The sequence below is a fragment of the Frankia sp. QA3 genome, from assembly GCF_000262465.1.
Taxonomy (GTDB): domain Bacteria; phylum Actinomycetota; class Actinomycetes; order Frankiales; family Frankiaceae; genus Frankia.
The window spans coordinates 394,156-408,769 of record NZ_CM001489.1 but is presented as its reverse complement, the minus strand read 5'-3'; the positions used below and the strand labels follow the sequence as shown (position 1 = coordinate 408,769).

Genomic DNA, 14,614 nt, shown 5'->3' with positions numbered 1-14,614 from the left:
GGCGGCGCTCGACGCGACGCCCGACCGGCGGGCGGCTCCGAGGCGGCGGGGATCCGCCCCCCCTCCCCCCCGGTCGGATCCGTAGGATCGCCAGGTGGCCGAGATCCTGGCAGTCAGCGTCACGGGCCTCGTGAAGACCTACTCCGCGCGGTCCGTTCCCTCCCGGTCCGGGCCCGCCCGCGCCGAGGGCTCCCGGGGCCCCGGTCGACGTGGCCGGCGCGGCCCCGCCGCTGCGGGTATCCGGCCCGCTCCGTTCACCGAGGTCTCGACGATGCCCGCCACGCTCGCGGTACCCGCAGGGCGGGCCGCCTCCCCCGATGGCCGGATACGTGCGGTCGACGGCCTGTCGCTGAGCGTCCCGGTCGGCTCGGTGACGGCGATGCTGGGCCCCAACGGCGCCGGGAAGACGACGACGGTGGAGATCTGCGAGGGCTTCCGCCGGGCCGACGGGGGCGAGGTCCGCATCCTGGGCCGTGACCCGATCGCGGACGCGGTCGCCCTGCGCCCCCGCGTCGGCGTGATGCTCCAGTCCGGCGGGATGTACCCGGGCGCCCGGGCCGGGGAGATGCTGCGCCTGGTCGCCGCGCACCACCGCAACCCGCTCGATCCCGCGGCGCTGCTGGACCGGCTCGGCCTGACCGAGTCCGCCGGCACCCCGTTCCGCCGCCTGTCCGGCGGCCAGCAGCAGCGGCTGTCACTGGCGATGGCCGTGGTCGGCCGCCCCGAGCTGGTGTTCCTCGACGAGCCGACGGCCGGGCTGGACGTCGCGGGCCGGCGCACCACCTGGGAGCTGATCGAGGAGCTGCGCACGGCCGGCGTCACCGTCGTGCTCACCACCCACGCGATGGACGAGGCCGAGCGCCTCGCCGACCAGGTGATCATCATCAACCGCGGTCGGGTCGTGGCCGTCGGCTCGCCCGCGGAGCTCACCCGCGGCGGCGCCGAGGGGCAGCTGCGCTTCCGTGCCCCCACCGGGCTGGAGCTCGGCAAGCTGCTGCTCGCGCTGCCGGACGGCACCACCGCCCACGAGGGGCCGGTCGGGCACTACCTGGTCCAGGGCACGGTCGACCCGCAGCTGCTCGCCGCGGTGACCGCCTGGTGCGCCGGCAACGGCGTGCTCGCGGAGGATCTCCGGGTCGAGCAACGAACGCTGGAGGACGTCTTCGTGGAGCTGACCGGTTCGGAGCTGGGCGCATGACCGCCACCGACGCTGTCGGCGCGTCCGGCCCAGGCGCCCGGGGACCAGCCGGTGGCCGCGGCGGCGCCGGCCTGCTCGACCTGCGCCCGGCGCCGGCGGCCGCCTCCCGCGCCCGGATGTTCGCCGCGCAGACCCGGCTCGAACTGATCCTCACCCTGCGCCGCGGCGAGTCCGTACTGCTGACCATGATCATCCCGGTCGGCCTGCTCGCCTTCTTCACCGCCGTGGACGTGCTGCCGAGCGACACCGAGAAGTCGGTCGACTTCCTCGTCCCCGGGGTGCTGGCGCTCGCGGTGATGTCGACCGCGTTCACCGGCCAGGCGATCGCCACCGGTTTCGAACGCTCCTACGGGGTGCTCAAACGGCTCGGGGCGACGCCGCTACCCCGCTCGATCCTGCTCGCGGGCAAGACCGCGGCGGTGCTCGCCGTCGAGGTCATCCAGCTCGTCCTGCTGATCGCGGTCGGCTTCGCGCTGGGCTGGGATCCGGGCGGCGCAGCGGCCGCCGTGCCGTCGGTGCTGGCGCTGCTGGTGCTCGGCACCGCGGCCTTCTCTGGGCTCGGCCTGCTCATGGCCGGCACCCTGCGCGCCGAGGCGACGCTCGCCGCCGCCAACGGCGTCTACCTGGCGCTGCTGTTGATCGGCGGGGTGGTCTTCCCCCTGTCGAAGCTGCCCGACTGGCTGCGGGCGATCGCCGAGGTGCTGCCCACCGCGGCGCTGTCCGACGGGCTGCGCGACGTCCTCGCCGACGGTTCCGGCCCCGGGGTCCGCAACCTGGTCGTGCTCGCGGTGTGGGCCGTGGTGAGCCTGGGCCTGGCCGCCCGCACCTTCCGCTGGGAATGACCGGCCGCCGCGCACGACCCGACCGCCGCGCACGACCCGACCGCCGCGCACGACCCGACCGCCGCGAATGACCCGACCGCCGCGAATGACCCGACCGGGCCGGACGGCGTCCGACCGGCCAGTCGGGGGCGCACCGGGCGTTACTATGGCACCCGTGCCAGCTTCTACAACGCGTCGGAGATTGCCGCTGGTGAGCCGGCGCGCGTTCCAGCTCGTCACCGCGCTCAACGTCTTCCTGCTGTCCCTGATCGTGGTCAGCGGCGGAGTCGTCCGGCTCAGCGGCTCCGGCCTGGGCTGCCCGACCTGGCCGCAGTGCGGCGACGGCTCGTTCACGCCGCACTCCGAGTACGCCCTGCACGGCGCGATCGAGTTCGGCAACCGGCTCGTCGGCCTGGTCGTCGGCGCGGTGGTGCTCATCACCCCGCTGATGGCGCTGCGGCTGCGCGGCGGGCGGCGCCGCGATCTGACCCGGCTGTCGTTCGGGCTCTGGCTGGGCTACCTCGGCCAGGCGGTGCTGGGCGGGATCACCGTCCTGACGAAGCTGCACCCGGCCACCGTCGCCGCCCACTTCCTGCTGTCCATGGTGCTGCTGTGGAACGCGGTCGTCCTCGACCGCCGCGCCCGCCAGGGTGCCGGCCAGGTGACCCCGGCGGTCGCCCCCGCGCTGCTGTGGCTGGCCCGGCTGCTCGTCGTCGTCTCGGCGGGGGTCCTCGTCCTCGGCACGGTGGTGACCGGGACCGGCCCGCACAGCGGCGACAGCGAGCACCCCGCCAGGTTCGGCTTCGACATCGTCAACGTCTCCCAGCTGCACGCCGACGGCGCGATGCTGCTGACCGGCCTGGTCGCGGCGATGGCGTTCGCGGTGCGCGTCACCGCCGCCCCCGCGGCGGCCCGGCGCGAATCGCTCGTCCTGGTCGCCGTCGTCGTCGCGCAGGCCGGCCTCGGGTTCGCTCAGTACTTCCTCGGCATCCCGTCCGTCCTCGTCGCCCTGCACATGACCGGCGCCACCGTGATGTGGGTCGTCGCGCTGCGCCTGTGGCTCGCCATGGTCACCCGCCCGGCCCTCACAGCCGACGCCGCGACCGCGGCGACCACCGCCGCCCCGGCAACGCCTATCCCAGGGACGGAGACTCCGGCAGCGGGCGTTCCCACGAGCGACGCCCCGGCGCCGGACGCGACGCCCACCCCCGGGGCGCCGGCCTTGCCCGCCCCGGCGGCCGTCCCCCTGGCCCTGGGCGCGCCCCGTCCCTGACCGGAGGACCGCGCCGTGGACGTGGCCGGCCCAGGAGGGCCCTCGCTCCCGCGATACGGCCGGAGGGCTCCGGGCTGGTGCGGCAGATGCGGAGGCGATCCGGTCTGGTGGTTCGTGGCGGTTTTCCGTCGGTGGCGGGTGGGACGATGCCCGGGTCCGATGATCGACGACACCCCCGGCCCGGTGATCACGATGATGACAGTTCCGACAGCCGATGAGACGTATTCGTCTAGGACCGGTCGGCGGCCTTGCGTGGCCAGGAATAGGCGGCGTTTGGCCGCGGGTTGGCCTCGGACATGACCATCACGCCCTTCGACCCACGCGCGCTGCTCGCGGAGAGTCGACTCGGTGTCCTTGCCACGATCAAGTCGGACGGCCGTCCCCAGCTTTCCCCCGTTCTGCCCTTCTTCGACCGTGAGGCCGGTGTCATCTACGTTTCGATGACTGAGGGACGGGCCAAGACGGCGAATCTGCGTCGGGACCCACGAGCCACGCTGGAGGTCACCAGCCCCGACGGCGGGGCGTGGGCCACCGCCGAGGGCACGGCGACACTCACCGGGCCGGGGACGGACCTCCACGGTCCCGAGGTGCAGGCACTGGTGGACTACTACCGCATCGCCGCCGGGGAGCATCCGGACTGGGACGAGTACCGGTCGGTGATGGTGTCCGACCGCAGGGTGCTCATGACGATGACGGTCGACCACGTGTACGGAGACAAGATCAGCTGACAGCGCTCCCCGGCACCGAACGTGGGCTCGATGGTCCCTCCCAGGCCGGCGCGGTCCGGGCGCAAGGACGGTCGGTGTGGATCGGACCGAACTCGCGGACTTCCTGCCCGGCCTGCGCCGCGAGGAGGTGGCCTGGCTGGCCGGCATCTCGGTGGACTATTACTCCGGCTACTCCGGCTGGAGCAGGTACATCCGGCTGGAGCAGGTACATCCGGCTGGAGCAGGCCCGCGGGCCGCATCCGTGCCGGCAGGTCCTCACGGCGCTGAGCAGCTTCACCGTAGAACCGCCCGAGGGCGCCTCACGACCCACGGTCGAGGGAGTGCTTTCGCCGGGAGGCGCTCGCGGACCTGCGCGCCGCCGCCCGCTACCCGCACGATCCGGGGGTGCGCCGACTGGTTCGCCGGCTGTCCGCGGCCAGCGACGAGTTCGACCGGCTGTGGCGGGCGCACGAGGTCCGGGTGCGGCGCAGCACGACCAGGCGCCTGTACCACCCGCAGGTCGGGGTGTTCGACGTCGACTGCGAGTCGCTGCCCATCCCCGAACGCGACCAACGCCTGATCATTCACACGGCCGCGCCCGGCTCCCCCGGCCGGGCTGCCCTCGACCTCATCCGGGTCATCGGCTCCGAGTCCTTCTCCCCGAGCTGAGCTCGGGGAGAAGGACTCACCCTGGTCAGGCTCGGGTCAGACGACGGCGGTGACCGCGATGGCCACGAACAGCAGGGTCAGATAGGTGATCGACATGTGGAACAGACGCATGGGGCGGGGATCGTCGCCGCGGCGGGTCCGGCGGTCGATGCGGTGCGCCTCGGCGAGGAACCAGGCGCCGACGACCACCGCGGACACGAGGTACACCGGCCCGGTGTGGGCGACCGGGACCAGCGCGAGCGACGCGGCCACCATCGCGTACGAGTAGCCGAGGATCCGCCGGGTCACCACCTCGACGGGGGCGACGACCGGCAGCATCGGGATGCCGGCGGCGGCGTAGTCGTCGCGGAACTTCATCGCCAGCGCCCAGAAGTGCGGCGGGGTCCAGAAGAACACGACGGCGAACAGCAGCACCGCGGACCAGCTGACGGTGCCGGTGACCGCGGACCACCCGATGAGCACCGGGAAGCAGCCGGCCGCGCCGCCGATGACGATGTTCGACGGGGTACGGCGCTTGAGCCCGAGGGTGTAGACGAAGACGTAGAACGCGATCGCGCCGTCTGCCAGCAGCGCCGACGGCCAGTTCACCAGCAGGCCGAACATCAGCGTCGAGACGATGCCGATGGCGATGCCGAAGGTGAGCGCCTCGGTCGGGGTGACGGTGGCACGGACCAGCGGGCGGCGCTTGGTGCGGCCCATGACCTGGTCGATGTCCCGGTCGACGTAGCAGTTGATCGTGTTGGCGCTGCCGGCCGCCAGGGTGCCGGCGACGAGGGTCACGACGATCAGCCAGATCGAGGGCATCCCCCGGTCCGCGAGCATCATCACCGGCACGGTGGTGATGAGCAGCAGCTCGACCACACGCAGCTTCATGAGCGCGATGTAGGCGCGGATCTTCGCGTTCACCGCGGCGAGCCCACCTGCGGCGGGCGGCACCGGACCGGCGGCGGGCGTCGCGTAGGCGGCCACCGTGCCGTTCGACGCGCCGAGCACCACCGTCCCGTTCGACGCCGCACCAACGGAGACGGCGCCGTGCGCCGCCCTGGGGGAAGCGGGGCCGTTGGACCGGGCGGTCCCGTTCGAGACGGACGTGCCGTTAGAGACGGACGTGCCGTTCGAGACGGACGTGCCGTTAGAGACGGACGTGCCGCCTGCGGCCGTGGACCCGTGGGGGATCACCGTCACGTTCGACATGACGGCGCCGGCCGGGGGCACCGTCGCGCGCGAGACCGCCGTGCCGTTGGACTTCGCGGTCCCGTTCGAGATCGCGACCCCGTTCGAGAACCCGGTCCCGTTGGGCTTCGCGACCCCGTTGGAGATCGCGGTCCCGTGCGAGATCGCGGTGCCGTTGGACGTCGCGGTCCCGTGGGACAGCGTGGCGACCTCGGTCGGTGCGGGCTCGGCCTCCGGGCGCGGGGCGGGCGCGGGGTCGGGGGCACCCTGGGCCGGGACATGGTCCAGGGCAGGCTGGAGCGTGGGTCCGGCGATCACCGACGTGGAGGTGCCCGACCGCACCGGTCCGCGTGTGGTGACGTGCCGGCGACGAAGGGCGGCCTCGGTAGACAGAGCGACCTCGCGATCGGCGGAATCGGCGGACGACCCGCACTGTACGGAGCCCCGGGGACGGAGCGGACGGTGTTCTACGACGTGTCGGAGTCTAGCCGCCGGATCGCGGCGCACGCGCGGCGGCCGCGCCCGGACCGGACAACTGCCGGTGCGGCCTGGCTCACGTCGCCGCCCGCGCCCCCGGCCGTCCGGGCCGCCGGACGAGGTCGTCACCCCCGCGGTCGGTGCCTGGCGTGGTGTGTCTCACGGGTGCCGTCCCGCCAGTTCGCGCCGGCTGTTCTTCCAACCGCCACCCGCGCGTCACGGAGACGAACAGATGGGGATCAGACTGGGATGGAGCCGGTGCGACGGGGTAGTGCCCACAGGGGTGCACCCGGCGGGCGTCATGGTGGAGCCGGCTCCGTCGGAGGGCGCCGCCCGCTGCGCGCCGGTCCGGCGGCACACCGGATCGATGCCCGAGGACGGGCATCACCGGCACCGAGAACGGCTTGATTTGTTGTGGACGTTCACCGCCCGCGGAGAGGAACCAAAGCCCGATGAGCAACTCCCTGTCCGAGCTCTCAGCCGCCGGAGTGGCGGTCTGGCTGGACGACATCAGCCGGGACCGGCTGCGCACCGGCAACCTCGCCGATCTGGTCGCGAACCGCAGCGTCGTCGGCGTCACCAGCAACCCGACGATCTTCCAGAAGGCGATCGCGTCCAGCGATCTGTACAACGAGCAGCTGCATGACCTGAAGGTCCGCGGCGTCGACGTCGGCGAGGCGGTACGCGCGATCACCGCCGCCGACGTCCGCGACGCCTGCGACGTGCTGCGCGGTGTCTACGACGCCTCCGGCGGGATCGACGGGCGGGTGTCCCTGGAGGTCGACCCCCGCCTGGCCCACGAGACCGAGCGCACCGTCGCCGAGGCTCGCGCGCTGTGGTGGCTGGTGGACCGGCCCAACCTGTTCATCAAGATCCCGGCCACCCTCGGTGGACTGCCCGCTATCACGCAGACCCTGGCCCAGGGCATCAGCGTGAACGTCACGCTGATCTTCGGCCTGGACCGCTACGACGCCGTCATCGACGCGTTCATGGCGGGGGTCGAGAAGGCGATCGACGCCGGCCGGGACGTCAGCGACCTGACCTCGGTGGCGTCGTTCTTCGTCAGCCGGGTCGACTCCGAGGTCGACGCGCGACTGGACAAGATCGGCACGCCGGAGGCGAAGGCGCTGCACGCCAAGACCGCCATCGCCAATGCCCGGTTGGCCTACGAGCGTTACGAGAAGGCGTTCGCCACCCCCCGGTGGAAGGCGCTGGCCGCGAAGGGCGCGAAGCCGCAGCGGCCCCTGTGGGCGTCGACCTCGACGAAGGACCCGTCCCTGCCGGACACGATCTACGTCTCCGAGCTGGTCGCGCCCGGCACCGTCAACACCATGCCCGAGGCGACCCTGCAGGCGTTCGCCGACCACGGCCAGGTCCGCGGGGACACCATCCACCCGTACTACGACGACGCCCGCCAGGTGTTCGCCGCACTGGCCTCGGTCGGCGTGGACCTGGACGACGTGATCGAGACCCTGGAGGCCCAGGGCGTGCAGAAGTTCGAGGAGTCGTGGAACCAACTGCTCGGCACCATCGCGCAGCAGCTCGGCAGGTCCGGTTCGAGCAGCTAGCCGGGACGCGCCGCGTCGTGAGCATGACCCCGATCGGCCGGGCGACCGGGCCGGACCGGAGCCGTGGTGATCGTCTCAACGTCCGTCATGGACAGGCGGCGGTCCCAGGTGAAACAACCTCGGGTAGACCGAAGCGAGAACGAAGGGGGAACGGGTGGCGCCCACGGTGAGATCCAACCCGCTGCGGGATCCACGTGACCGCAGACTGCCCCGGCTGCCGGACGCGAGCGCCCTCGTGGTGTTCGGCGCGACCGGCGACCTGGCCCGCAAGAAGCTGATTCCCGCCGTCTATGACCTGTTCGACCGCGGGTTGCTGCCGCCCGGTTTCGTGCTGCTCGGCTTCGCGCGCAGGGACTGGTCGGACGCGGAATTCGTCGAGTTCGCCCGGGAGTCCGCCGAGAAGGGAGCGCGCACCCCGTTCCGGGAGGAGGTGTGGGACCGGCTGGCCGGCTCCATCCGCTTCCTGCAGGGCTCCTTCGACGACGACGCCGCCTTCGACCGGCTCGCCTCGACGCTGGAGGACCTGGAGCGCACGCACGGCATCGGGGGCAACGCCGCGTTCTACCTGTCCATCCCGCCCTCGGCGTTCCCGGTAGTGCTCAAGCAGATGCAGCGCACGAACCTGGCCTCCGCGCAGGAGGCGGGCGGCTGGCGCCGCGTCGTCATCGAGAAGCCGTTCGGGCACGATCTCGTCTCGGCCCGCGAGCTCAACGCCCTCGTCGACGACGTGTTCACGCCGTCCGGGGTCTACCGGATCGACCATTACCTGGGTAAGGAGACGGTTCAGAACCTGTTCGCGCTGCGGTTCGCGAACAACCTGTTCGAGCCGATCTGGAACTCGCAGTTCGTCGACTCGGTGCAGATCACCATGGCCGAGGACGTCGGCATCGGCACCCGCGCCGGCTTCTACGACGAGACCGGCGCCGCCCGCGACGTGCTCCAGAACCACCTGCTCCAGCTGCTCGCCCTCACCGCGATGGAGGAGCCGGTCAGCTTCGGCGCGGAGACGATCCGCACCGAGAAGCTCAAGGTGCTGCGTGCGGTCTCGCTGCCCACCGACCTCGCCCGCTACGCCGTGCGCGGCCAGTACGAGCAGGGTTGGCTCGCCGGGGAAAGGGTTCCCGGCTATCTCGACGAGAAGGACATCCCGCCGGATTCCCGGACGGAGACGTTCGCCGCGGTGCGCCTGGGCATCGAGACCCGCCGCTGGGCCGGGGTGCCGTTCTACCTGCGGACCGGCAAGCGGTTGCCACGGCGGGTCACCGAGATCGCGATCGTGTTCAAGAAGGCGCCGCACCTGCCCTTCGACCAGACCGACACCGCCGAGCTCGGCAACAACCAGCTCGTCATCCGGGTGCAGCCCGACGAGGGCGTCACCATGAAGTTCGGCTCGAAGGTGCCGGGCTCGGCGATGGAGGTCCGCGACGTCGCGATGGACTTCCTGTTCGGCGAGGCGTTCACCGAGGCGCTCCCCGAGGCCTACGAGCGGCTCATCCTCGACGTGCTGCTCGGCGACGCGACGCTGTTCCCGAACAACGCCGAGGTCGAGGAGTCCTGGCGCATCGTCGACCCGCTGGAGGAGTACTGGGCGAACACGACCCCGCACCGCTACCGGGCCGGTAGCTGGGGCCCGGCGGCGGCCGACGAGATGCTCGCCGCGGACGGCCGCCGGTGGCGGCGGCCATGAGCGCGCCCGCCCGCCGGCACCCAGCCGGGTACCACGGCGTGAACCCTCCCGTCGGCCGAGGCTCGACGCCCGCAGCCGGCCCACTCCCGCGGACGGATAGGAGCCCCTCGTGACCACACTCTGGGACACCACCGGTTCTGAGGTGGTCAAGGCCCTCTCCGCCGAGCGGCGGGCGGCCGGGGCGCTGGCCTTCGGCCTGGCGCTCACCCTCGTCGTCGTCGTCGACGAGAAGCACGTCAGCGAGGCGGAGGGCGCGGCGACGCTCGCCGCCTCCGCCCACCCGTGCCGGCTGCTCATCGTCGTGCGCCGGCAGATCGAGTCGCCGCACCCGCGGCTGGACGCCGAGGTCTCGATCGGCGGCCGGCTCGGCCCGGGTGAGGCGGTCGTCATGCGGATGTCCGGGCGCCTGGCGCTGCACGCCGAGTCGGTCGTGCTGCCGCTGCTCGCCCCGGACGCCCCGGTGGTCACCTGGTGGCACGATGAGCCGCCGACCCGGATCGCCTATGATCCGCTCGGCGTCTTCGCCGACCGGCGGGTCACCGACGTCACCGCCACCCCCGACCCGCTGTCCGCGCTGTTCCAGCGGGCGGCGGACTTCGCCCCCGGCGACACGGACCTGTCGTGGACCCGACTGACGCCCTGGCGGACCCTGCTCGCCGCGGCGTTCGACACCGTCAGCGACCAGCCCGACTCGGCAGTGATCACAACCGGGCGCGCCAATCCGAGCGCCCAGCTGTTCGCCGGCTGGCTGCAGAACAAGCTCGACATCCCGGTCACCGTCGAGGAGATCGGGACCCGCCCCGACATCACGAAGGTGACCGTCTCCCTCGGCGGGTCCGAGCTCGCGATCGCCCGGACCGACTCCCGCACGGCGAAGATCTCCCGCTCCGGCTACCCGGACCGGGTCCTCCCGCTGCCGAGCCGCGGCGTCGGCGAACTGCTCGCCGAGGAGTTGCGCCGGCTCGACGACGACGAGGTCTTCGGGGAGGCGCTGGGCACCTGGAGCGGCCTGCCGCATCTCGGCGCCCGCTCGCCGCACCGCGAGCACATCTGGCGCGACCCGATGGACAAGTCCGTGACGGTCGCCAGCACGGTCCCGCCGTCGGGCAGTGCCCCCCAGGCCGGGGCGACGTCCTCCGCCGGGAGCACCCCGCCCGTCGGCCTGTCGGGTTCCACCGCCCGGTCGGATCGGCCGGCAGCCGCTCCGACCGGACCCGGGTCCGCCGCGACGGACACGTCGAAGGCCGGCGGCGCATGACAGCCGAGCCGCAGCTCGTCCCGCACCGTGACGCCGGCGTGCTCGCCCGCGCCGCCGCCGCCCGGCTGATCACCCGTCTGATCGACGGGCAGGCGGCCCGCGGCGAGGCGTCGGTCGTCCTCACCGGCGGCGGCATCGGCATCGCGCTGCTGCGCGCGGTCCGGGCGAGCCCCGCGGTCGACGCGGTCGACTGGTCCAAGGTCGACGTCTGGTGGGGCGACGAACGGTTCGTCCCCGCGGACTCGCCCGACCGCAACGACCGGCAGGCACGCGAGGCGCTGCTCGACCACGTCCCGGTGGACCCGAAGCGGGTGTTCCCGATGGGCCACCGCGCGGCCCAGACGGCCGGCGGGGACGTCGAGGGCACCGCTGCGGCGTCCGGCTACGCCGACCCGGAGTCCGCCGCGGCGGAGTACGCGGCCCTGCTCGCCAGCCGCGCCGCGCCGGGCGCGGCGGTCGGCGTGTTCGACGTGGTGCTGCTCGGTCTCGGCCCGGAGGGGCACGTCGCGTCGCTGTTCCCGCACTCGCCGGCGGTCGTGGCGACGGAGCCGGTGGTGGCCGTGCACGACTGCCCGAAGCCGCCGCCGGAGCGCATCTCCCTGACGCTGCCGACGATCCAGTCCGCCCGCGAGGTGTGGGTGATCGTCGCGGGTGAGGAGAAGGCCGAGGCGGTGGCCGCGTCGTTCTCCGGGGTCGGGCCGATCGAGGTCCCGGCAACCGGTGCCGTCGGCCGCGAGCGCACCCTCTGGCTGGTCGACCGGGCGGCCGCCTCCCGGCTACCGGCCCGCGGCTGAGACCCCCGACCCGGACCCCCGACCCGGACCCCCGACCCGACCCGAACCGAACCGGACCGGACCCCGACCCGAACTGCCCGAGTCACCCTCGTCGTCCAGGCAGGCGGATCCTCGGTCCGGCAGGCGGATCCGCGGTTTCGCGCGGATCCGCCGGCGGCCGGGTGGTCCTAGGCGCGCCGCTCAGGCGAGGATCCGGGTCTTGCCGCGTTCGAACTCGGCGTCGCTGATGACGCCCTGATCGCGCAGGTCCGCGAGCTTGCCGAGCTCGTCGGCGCTGCTCGCCGGGGCGGCGGCCCGCTGGAGGTACTCACGCCACGCCCGCTCGTCACGATCCGCGGCGGCACGGCTGCGCTCGTGCATGCTGCCCCCGCGGACGATCAGGTAGGCGATCACGCCGAGCCAGGGCAGCACGACGATCGCCGCGGTCCAGGCCGCCTTCGCCCAGCCGGACAGGTCCGGACTGCGGAACACGTCGGTGATCACCGCGAACAGCAGGAACAGCCACAGGACGAGGGCGAAGAACCAGACCATGTAGAGAAACACGCTCAGCAGCGGGAAGTCGGGATCCACCGCGGTACCTCCAGTTCGCACCGTCGCCCCGGCCCTGCGGCACCGTCACCGGTCCGCGCGGCCTGCGGGCCGAGACCCGGGTCATACCCGCCCACGGCCGCCCCGACGTCGCCGACGGTCACCCGCCGGGGGTGGAATCCCGATTCCCGCCACGGCCCCCGTGGGTGCTCGTGGTGATCGCGCCGGGAGCGGCCTCACCCGGGCACGCGGCGCAGCACCGCATGCCCGCCGGAGGTGAACAGGGACGCCGGGTAGTCGTAGTCGAGGGTGCCGTCGTTGCGCAGCACGAGGACGTCGATGGCGTTCGCGCTACACACCAGGCCGCCCGCGACGAGCCGTTCGGCGAACCGGGCTTTGGTGCCGTCGACGGCGAGCAGTTCCAGGTCGGCCCCGCAGCCGTCACGCGTGTTCCAGTTGCTGCCGACGGTCTCGCCCACCCGGCCGGCGCGCAGCCTCAGCTCGGCCGGATACGAGGCTTCGCCCTGCGCGACCGTGCCCCGCCAGCGCCCGACCATGCCGGCGGGCAGGTCGTCACCGGTCCCCGGCCGCGCCGAGTCGTCCCCGTCGGCCGCGGCGGGCGCGGCCGACCGCGACGGGCGGGTGTCGCCGCCGACACCGCCACCACTGGTGAGCAGAAGGATCCCGCCCGCCACGGCCGCGACCAGCGCCAGCGCGGCGAGCGCGAGGCCAGCCGGCCGCCGGGCCCGCCCCACCCGACTCGGCCCTGTCCACGCCGGCGCCCCACCGACCGGGGGCCGCCGCGCCGACGCCACCTCGGCCGACGCCGACGGCCCGCGGCCGGACGCCTCGACGGTTGATCGCCCGCGCTGCGCCGGGGCCCCGGTCGACGGCCGCACCGTCGGCGGCGGGCCCGCCGGGGAACCCTGCGGCGGCAGGGCCATCAGCGACACCGGCGCCGCGGACCCGCCCCCTCCGGACGGACCACCCGCCCGCCGGCCGCGTGTACCAGCCGACGGGTGCGCCGACGGGTGCGCCGACGGGTGCGCCGACGCGGGGGCGACGGCGGCGGGGGGCGACAACGCCCAGGTGAGCAGCGCGTGCGCGCCGTCCGGGCGCAGCCGGCTGGCCGGGCTCTTGGCCAGCAGGCCGACGATCGCCGGGGCCAGCGGGCCGGCGCGGGTGAACGGCGGCGGTTCGGCGTGCACCACCGCGCCGACCGTCAGCGGCAGGCTCTCCCGTTGGAACGGGGAGACGCCCTCGACGGCGAGGTACAGGGTGGCGCCGAGTGCGAACAGGTCGCCGGCCAGGGTCGCCGCGCCGCCGAGCAGCCGCTCGGGGGCCATGTAGGCGGGGGTCCCGCCGCTGCCGAGACCGCCGGTCAGCGTCGGGTCGGAGACATGGGTGGCGATGCCGAAGTCGGTGAGCAGCACCCGGCCGTCGTGCGCCAGCAGGATGTTGGACGGCTTGACGTCGCGGTGCAGCACGCCGAGCCGCTTGCCGGCGACGAGAGCGTCGAGGACGGCGAGGCCCACCCGGGCCGCGCGCTCCACCGGCAGCGGGCCCTGCCGCTCGATGGTGGCGGCGAGGGTGGCGGCGGGCACGTAGTCCATCACGATCCACGGCAGGCCGTCCTGCTCGACGGCGTCGTGGACGGTCACGACGTGCGGGTTGCCCCGCAGCCGGGCGGCGTTGCGGGCCTCCCGCATCGCCGTGTCGACCTGGCCGGCCCGCTCGGCGTCGTCGAGGTCGGCCGGGAACCGGATCTCCTTGACCGCGACGTCGACTCGCAGCACCTCGTCGTGCGCCCGCCAGACGGTGCCCATCCCCCCGGCGCCCAGCCACTCGGCCAGCCGGTAGCGCCCCGCGACGAGCCGACCGGCGCCGACGTCATCCACTGTCACGGCGCATCATCCTCGGCGGTGGGCCCGGCCGGGCCGGCCGGGCGCGGCCCGCGCACCCGCGACGGGCACCGGCCGCGGCCCGCCTGCCCAGCCCCGGGCGGTCGCGCGCGGCGCGGGCCGGGGACCGGGCGGGCGCGCCAGGCCCCGATCCAGCCTAGGGGGCGCCCCGCAGCTTCGCGAGCGCTTCCGCGAGGATCGCCTCGCCGTCCTTCTCGTTACGCCGCTCCCGGACGTAGGCGAGATGGGTCTTGTACGGCTCGGTCCGCGGTGGGGCCGGGGTGTTGTCCCGGTCCCGCCCCGCCGGAAAGCCACAACTCGGACAGTCCCACGTGTCGGGGATGGCCGCGTCCGCGGCGAACGACGGTCTCGTCTCGTGCGCGTTGGCGCACCAGAAGGAGATGCGCTGGCGGGGCGCGGTCTCGCCCCGCTCCGCCTCTCCCATCGGTCCAGCCCCGACCCGGCTCCCCCGGATGGCGTTGCCACCTGCCACGGCCCGCATGCTCCTTCGTCTCGTCCCATGGGTGGTAGCCCGGACCCCGCGCCGGCGGCCCCGCGGT

Annotated in this window: 13 protein-coding genes; 9 read left to right on the top strand and 4 right to left on the bottom strand. The window is 73.8% G+C overall.

What is annotated here, in order from left to right; all coding sequences use genetic code 11:
• The first annotated feature begins 94 nt into the window (after positions 1 to 94).
• The 5 genes from FRAQA3DRAFT_RS01650 to FRAQA3DRAFT_RS31130 all read left to right on the top strand — a co-directional run bounded on the left by FRAQA3DRAFT_RS01650 (position 95) and on the right by FRAQA3DRAFT_RS31130 (position 4,668).
• Complete coding sequence (locus FRAQA3DRAFT_RS01650; protein ID WP_009399460.1) at positions 95 to 1,198, top strand: ABC transporter ATP-binding protein; 1,104 nt, start codon at positions 95 to 97, stop codon at positions 1,196 to 1,198.
• Positions 1,195 to 2,040 carry an ABC transporter permease gene (locus tag FRAQA3DRAFT_RS01645; protein ID WP_009399459.1) on the top strand — a complete coding sequence of 282 codons (846 nt, stop codon included), beginning with the start codon at positions 1,195 to 1,197 and terminating at the stop codon, positions 2,038 to 2,040. Before FRAQA3DRAFT_RS01650 ends, FRAQA3DRAFT_RS01645 begins: the two co-directional genes overlap by 4 nt.
• A 145-nt stretch (positions 2,041 to 2,185) precedes the next feature.
• Entirely contained in the window at positions 2,186 to 3,292 is a 1,107-nt protein-coding gene (locus FRAQA3DRAFT_RS01640) for a heme A synthase (RefSeq protein ID WP_051054094.1), read from the top strand.
• A gap of 296 nt (positions 3,293 to 3,588) precedes the next feature.
• Positions 3,589 to 4,020, top strand: coding sequence for a PPOX class F420-dependent oxidoreductase (locus tag FRAQA3DRAFT_RS01635; RefSeq protein WP_009399457.1), 432 nt, complete (start codon positions 3,589 to 3,591; stop codon positions 4,018 to 4,020).
• A gap of 348 nt (positions 4,021 to 4,368) precedes the next feature.
• Positions 4,369 to 4,668: a hypothetical protein gene (locus FRAQA3DRAFT_RS31130; RefSeq protein WP_232292076.1), complete on the top strand. Its 300-nt coding sequence runs from the start codon at positions 4,369 to 4,371 to the stop codon at positions 4,666 to 4,668.
• Between the two features lie 36 nt (positions 4,669 to 4,704).
• Here FRAQA3DRAFT_RS31130 and FRAQA3DRAFT_RS01625 read toward each other — a convergent pair whose 3' ends face one another.
• Positions 4,705 to 5,574 (bottom strand): heme o synthase, encoded by an 870-nt coding sequence (locus FRAQA3DRAFT_RS01625; protein WP_085950062.1) that lies wholly within the window; start codon positions 5,572 to 5,574, stop codon positions 4,705 to 4,707.
• A 1,196-nt stretch (positions 5,575 to 6,770) separates the two neighbouring features.
• On the opposite strand from FRAQA3DRAFT_RS01625, the gene tal reads away from it, so the two are divergent.
• The 4 genes from tal (at position 6,771) to pgl (ending at position 11,625) form a co-directional block, all read left to right on the top strand.
• Entirely contained in the window at positions 6,771 to 7,886 is a 1,116-nt protein-coding gene (tal, locus tag FRAQA3DRAFT_RS01620; RefSeq protein ID WP_009399455.1) for a transaldolase, read from the top strand.
• A gap of 154 nt (positions 7,887 to 8,040) precedes the next feature.
• Positions 8,041 to 9,573: a glucose-6-phosphate dehydrogenase gene (gene zwf / locus FRAQA3DRAFT_RS01615; protein WP_009399454.1), complete on the top strand. Its 1,533-nt coding sequence runs from the start codon at positions 8,041 to 8,043 to the stop codon at positions 9,571 to 9,573.
• Positions 9,574 to 9,682: 109 nt separating this feature from the next.
• Positions 9,683 to 10,831, top strand: a complete 1,149-nt coding sequence (locus FRAQA3DRAFT_RS01610) for a glucose-6-phosphate dehydrogenase assembly protein OpcA (protein ID WP_009399453.1) — start codon at positions 9,683 to 9,685, stop codon at positions 10,829 to 10,831.
• Positions 10,828 to 11,625, top strand: coding sequence for a 6-phosphogluconolactonase (gene pgl / locus FRAQA3DRAFT_RS01605; RefSeq protein WP_009399452.1), 798 nt, complete (start codon positions 10,828 to 10,830; stop codon positions 11,623 to 11,625). The genes FRAQA3DRAFT_RS01610 and pgl overlap by 4 nt, the downstream gene beginning before the upstream one ends.
• A gap of 180 nt (positions 11,626 to 11,805) precedes the next feature.
• Here pgl and FRAQA3DRAFT_RS01600 read toward each other — a convergent pair whose 3' ends face one another.
• The 3 genes from FRAQA3DRAFT_RS01600 to FRAQA3DRAFT_RS01590 all read right to left on the bottom strand — a co-directional run bounded on the left by FRAQA3DRAFT_RS01600 (position 11,806) and on the right by FRAQA3DRAFT_RS01590 (position 14,547).
• The gene (locus tag FRAQA3DRAFT_RS01600; RefSeq protein ID WP_009399451.1) at positions 11,806 to 12,195 is read right to left on the bottom strand and encodes an SHOCT domain-containing protein; all 390 of its coding nucleotides are present in this window, start codon (positions 12,193 to 12,195) and stop codon (positions 11,806 to 11,808) included.
• Positions 12,196 to 12,389: 194 nt separating this feature from the next.
• Positions 12,390 to 14,057, bottom strand: coding sequence for a serine/threonine-protein kinase (locus FRAQA3DRAFT_RS01595; RefSeq protein ID WP_009399450.1), 1,668 nt, complete (start codon positions 14,055 to 14,057; stop codon positions 12,390 to 12,392).
• 154 nt (positions 14,058 to 14,211) lie between these two features.
• Complete coding sequence (locus FRAQA3DRAFT_RS01590) at positions 14,212 to 14,547, bottom strand: RNA polymerase-binding protein RbpA (RefSeq protein ID WP_009399449.1); 336 nt, start codon at positions 14,545 to 14,547, stop codon at positions 14,212 to 14,214.
• Between the last annotated feature and the right edge of the window lie 67 nt (positions 14,548 to 14,614).

Coding starts and splice junctions, on each gene's coding strand:
- FRAQA3DRAFT_RS01645 (WP_009399459.1), top strand. CDS start 1,195: ATGACCGCCACCGACGCTGTCGGCGCGTCCGGCCCAGGCGCCCGGGGA.
- FRAQA3DRAFT_RS01640 (WP_051054094.1), top strand. CDS start 2,186: ATGGCACCCGTGCCAGCTTCTACAACGCGTCGGAGATTGCCGCTGGTG.
- FRAQA3DRAFT_RS01635 (WP_009399457.1), top strand. CDS start 3,589: ATGACCATCACGCCCTTCGACCCACGCGCGCTGCTCGCGGAGAGTCGA.
- tal (WP_009399455.1), top strand. CDS start 6,771: ATGAGCAACTCCCTGTCCGAGCTCTCAGCCGCCGGAGTGGCGGTCTGG.
- pgl (WP_009399452.1), top strand. CDS start 10,828: ATGACAGCCGAGCCGCAGCTCGTCCCGCACCGTGACGCCGGCGTGCTC.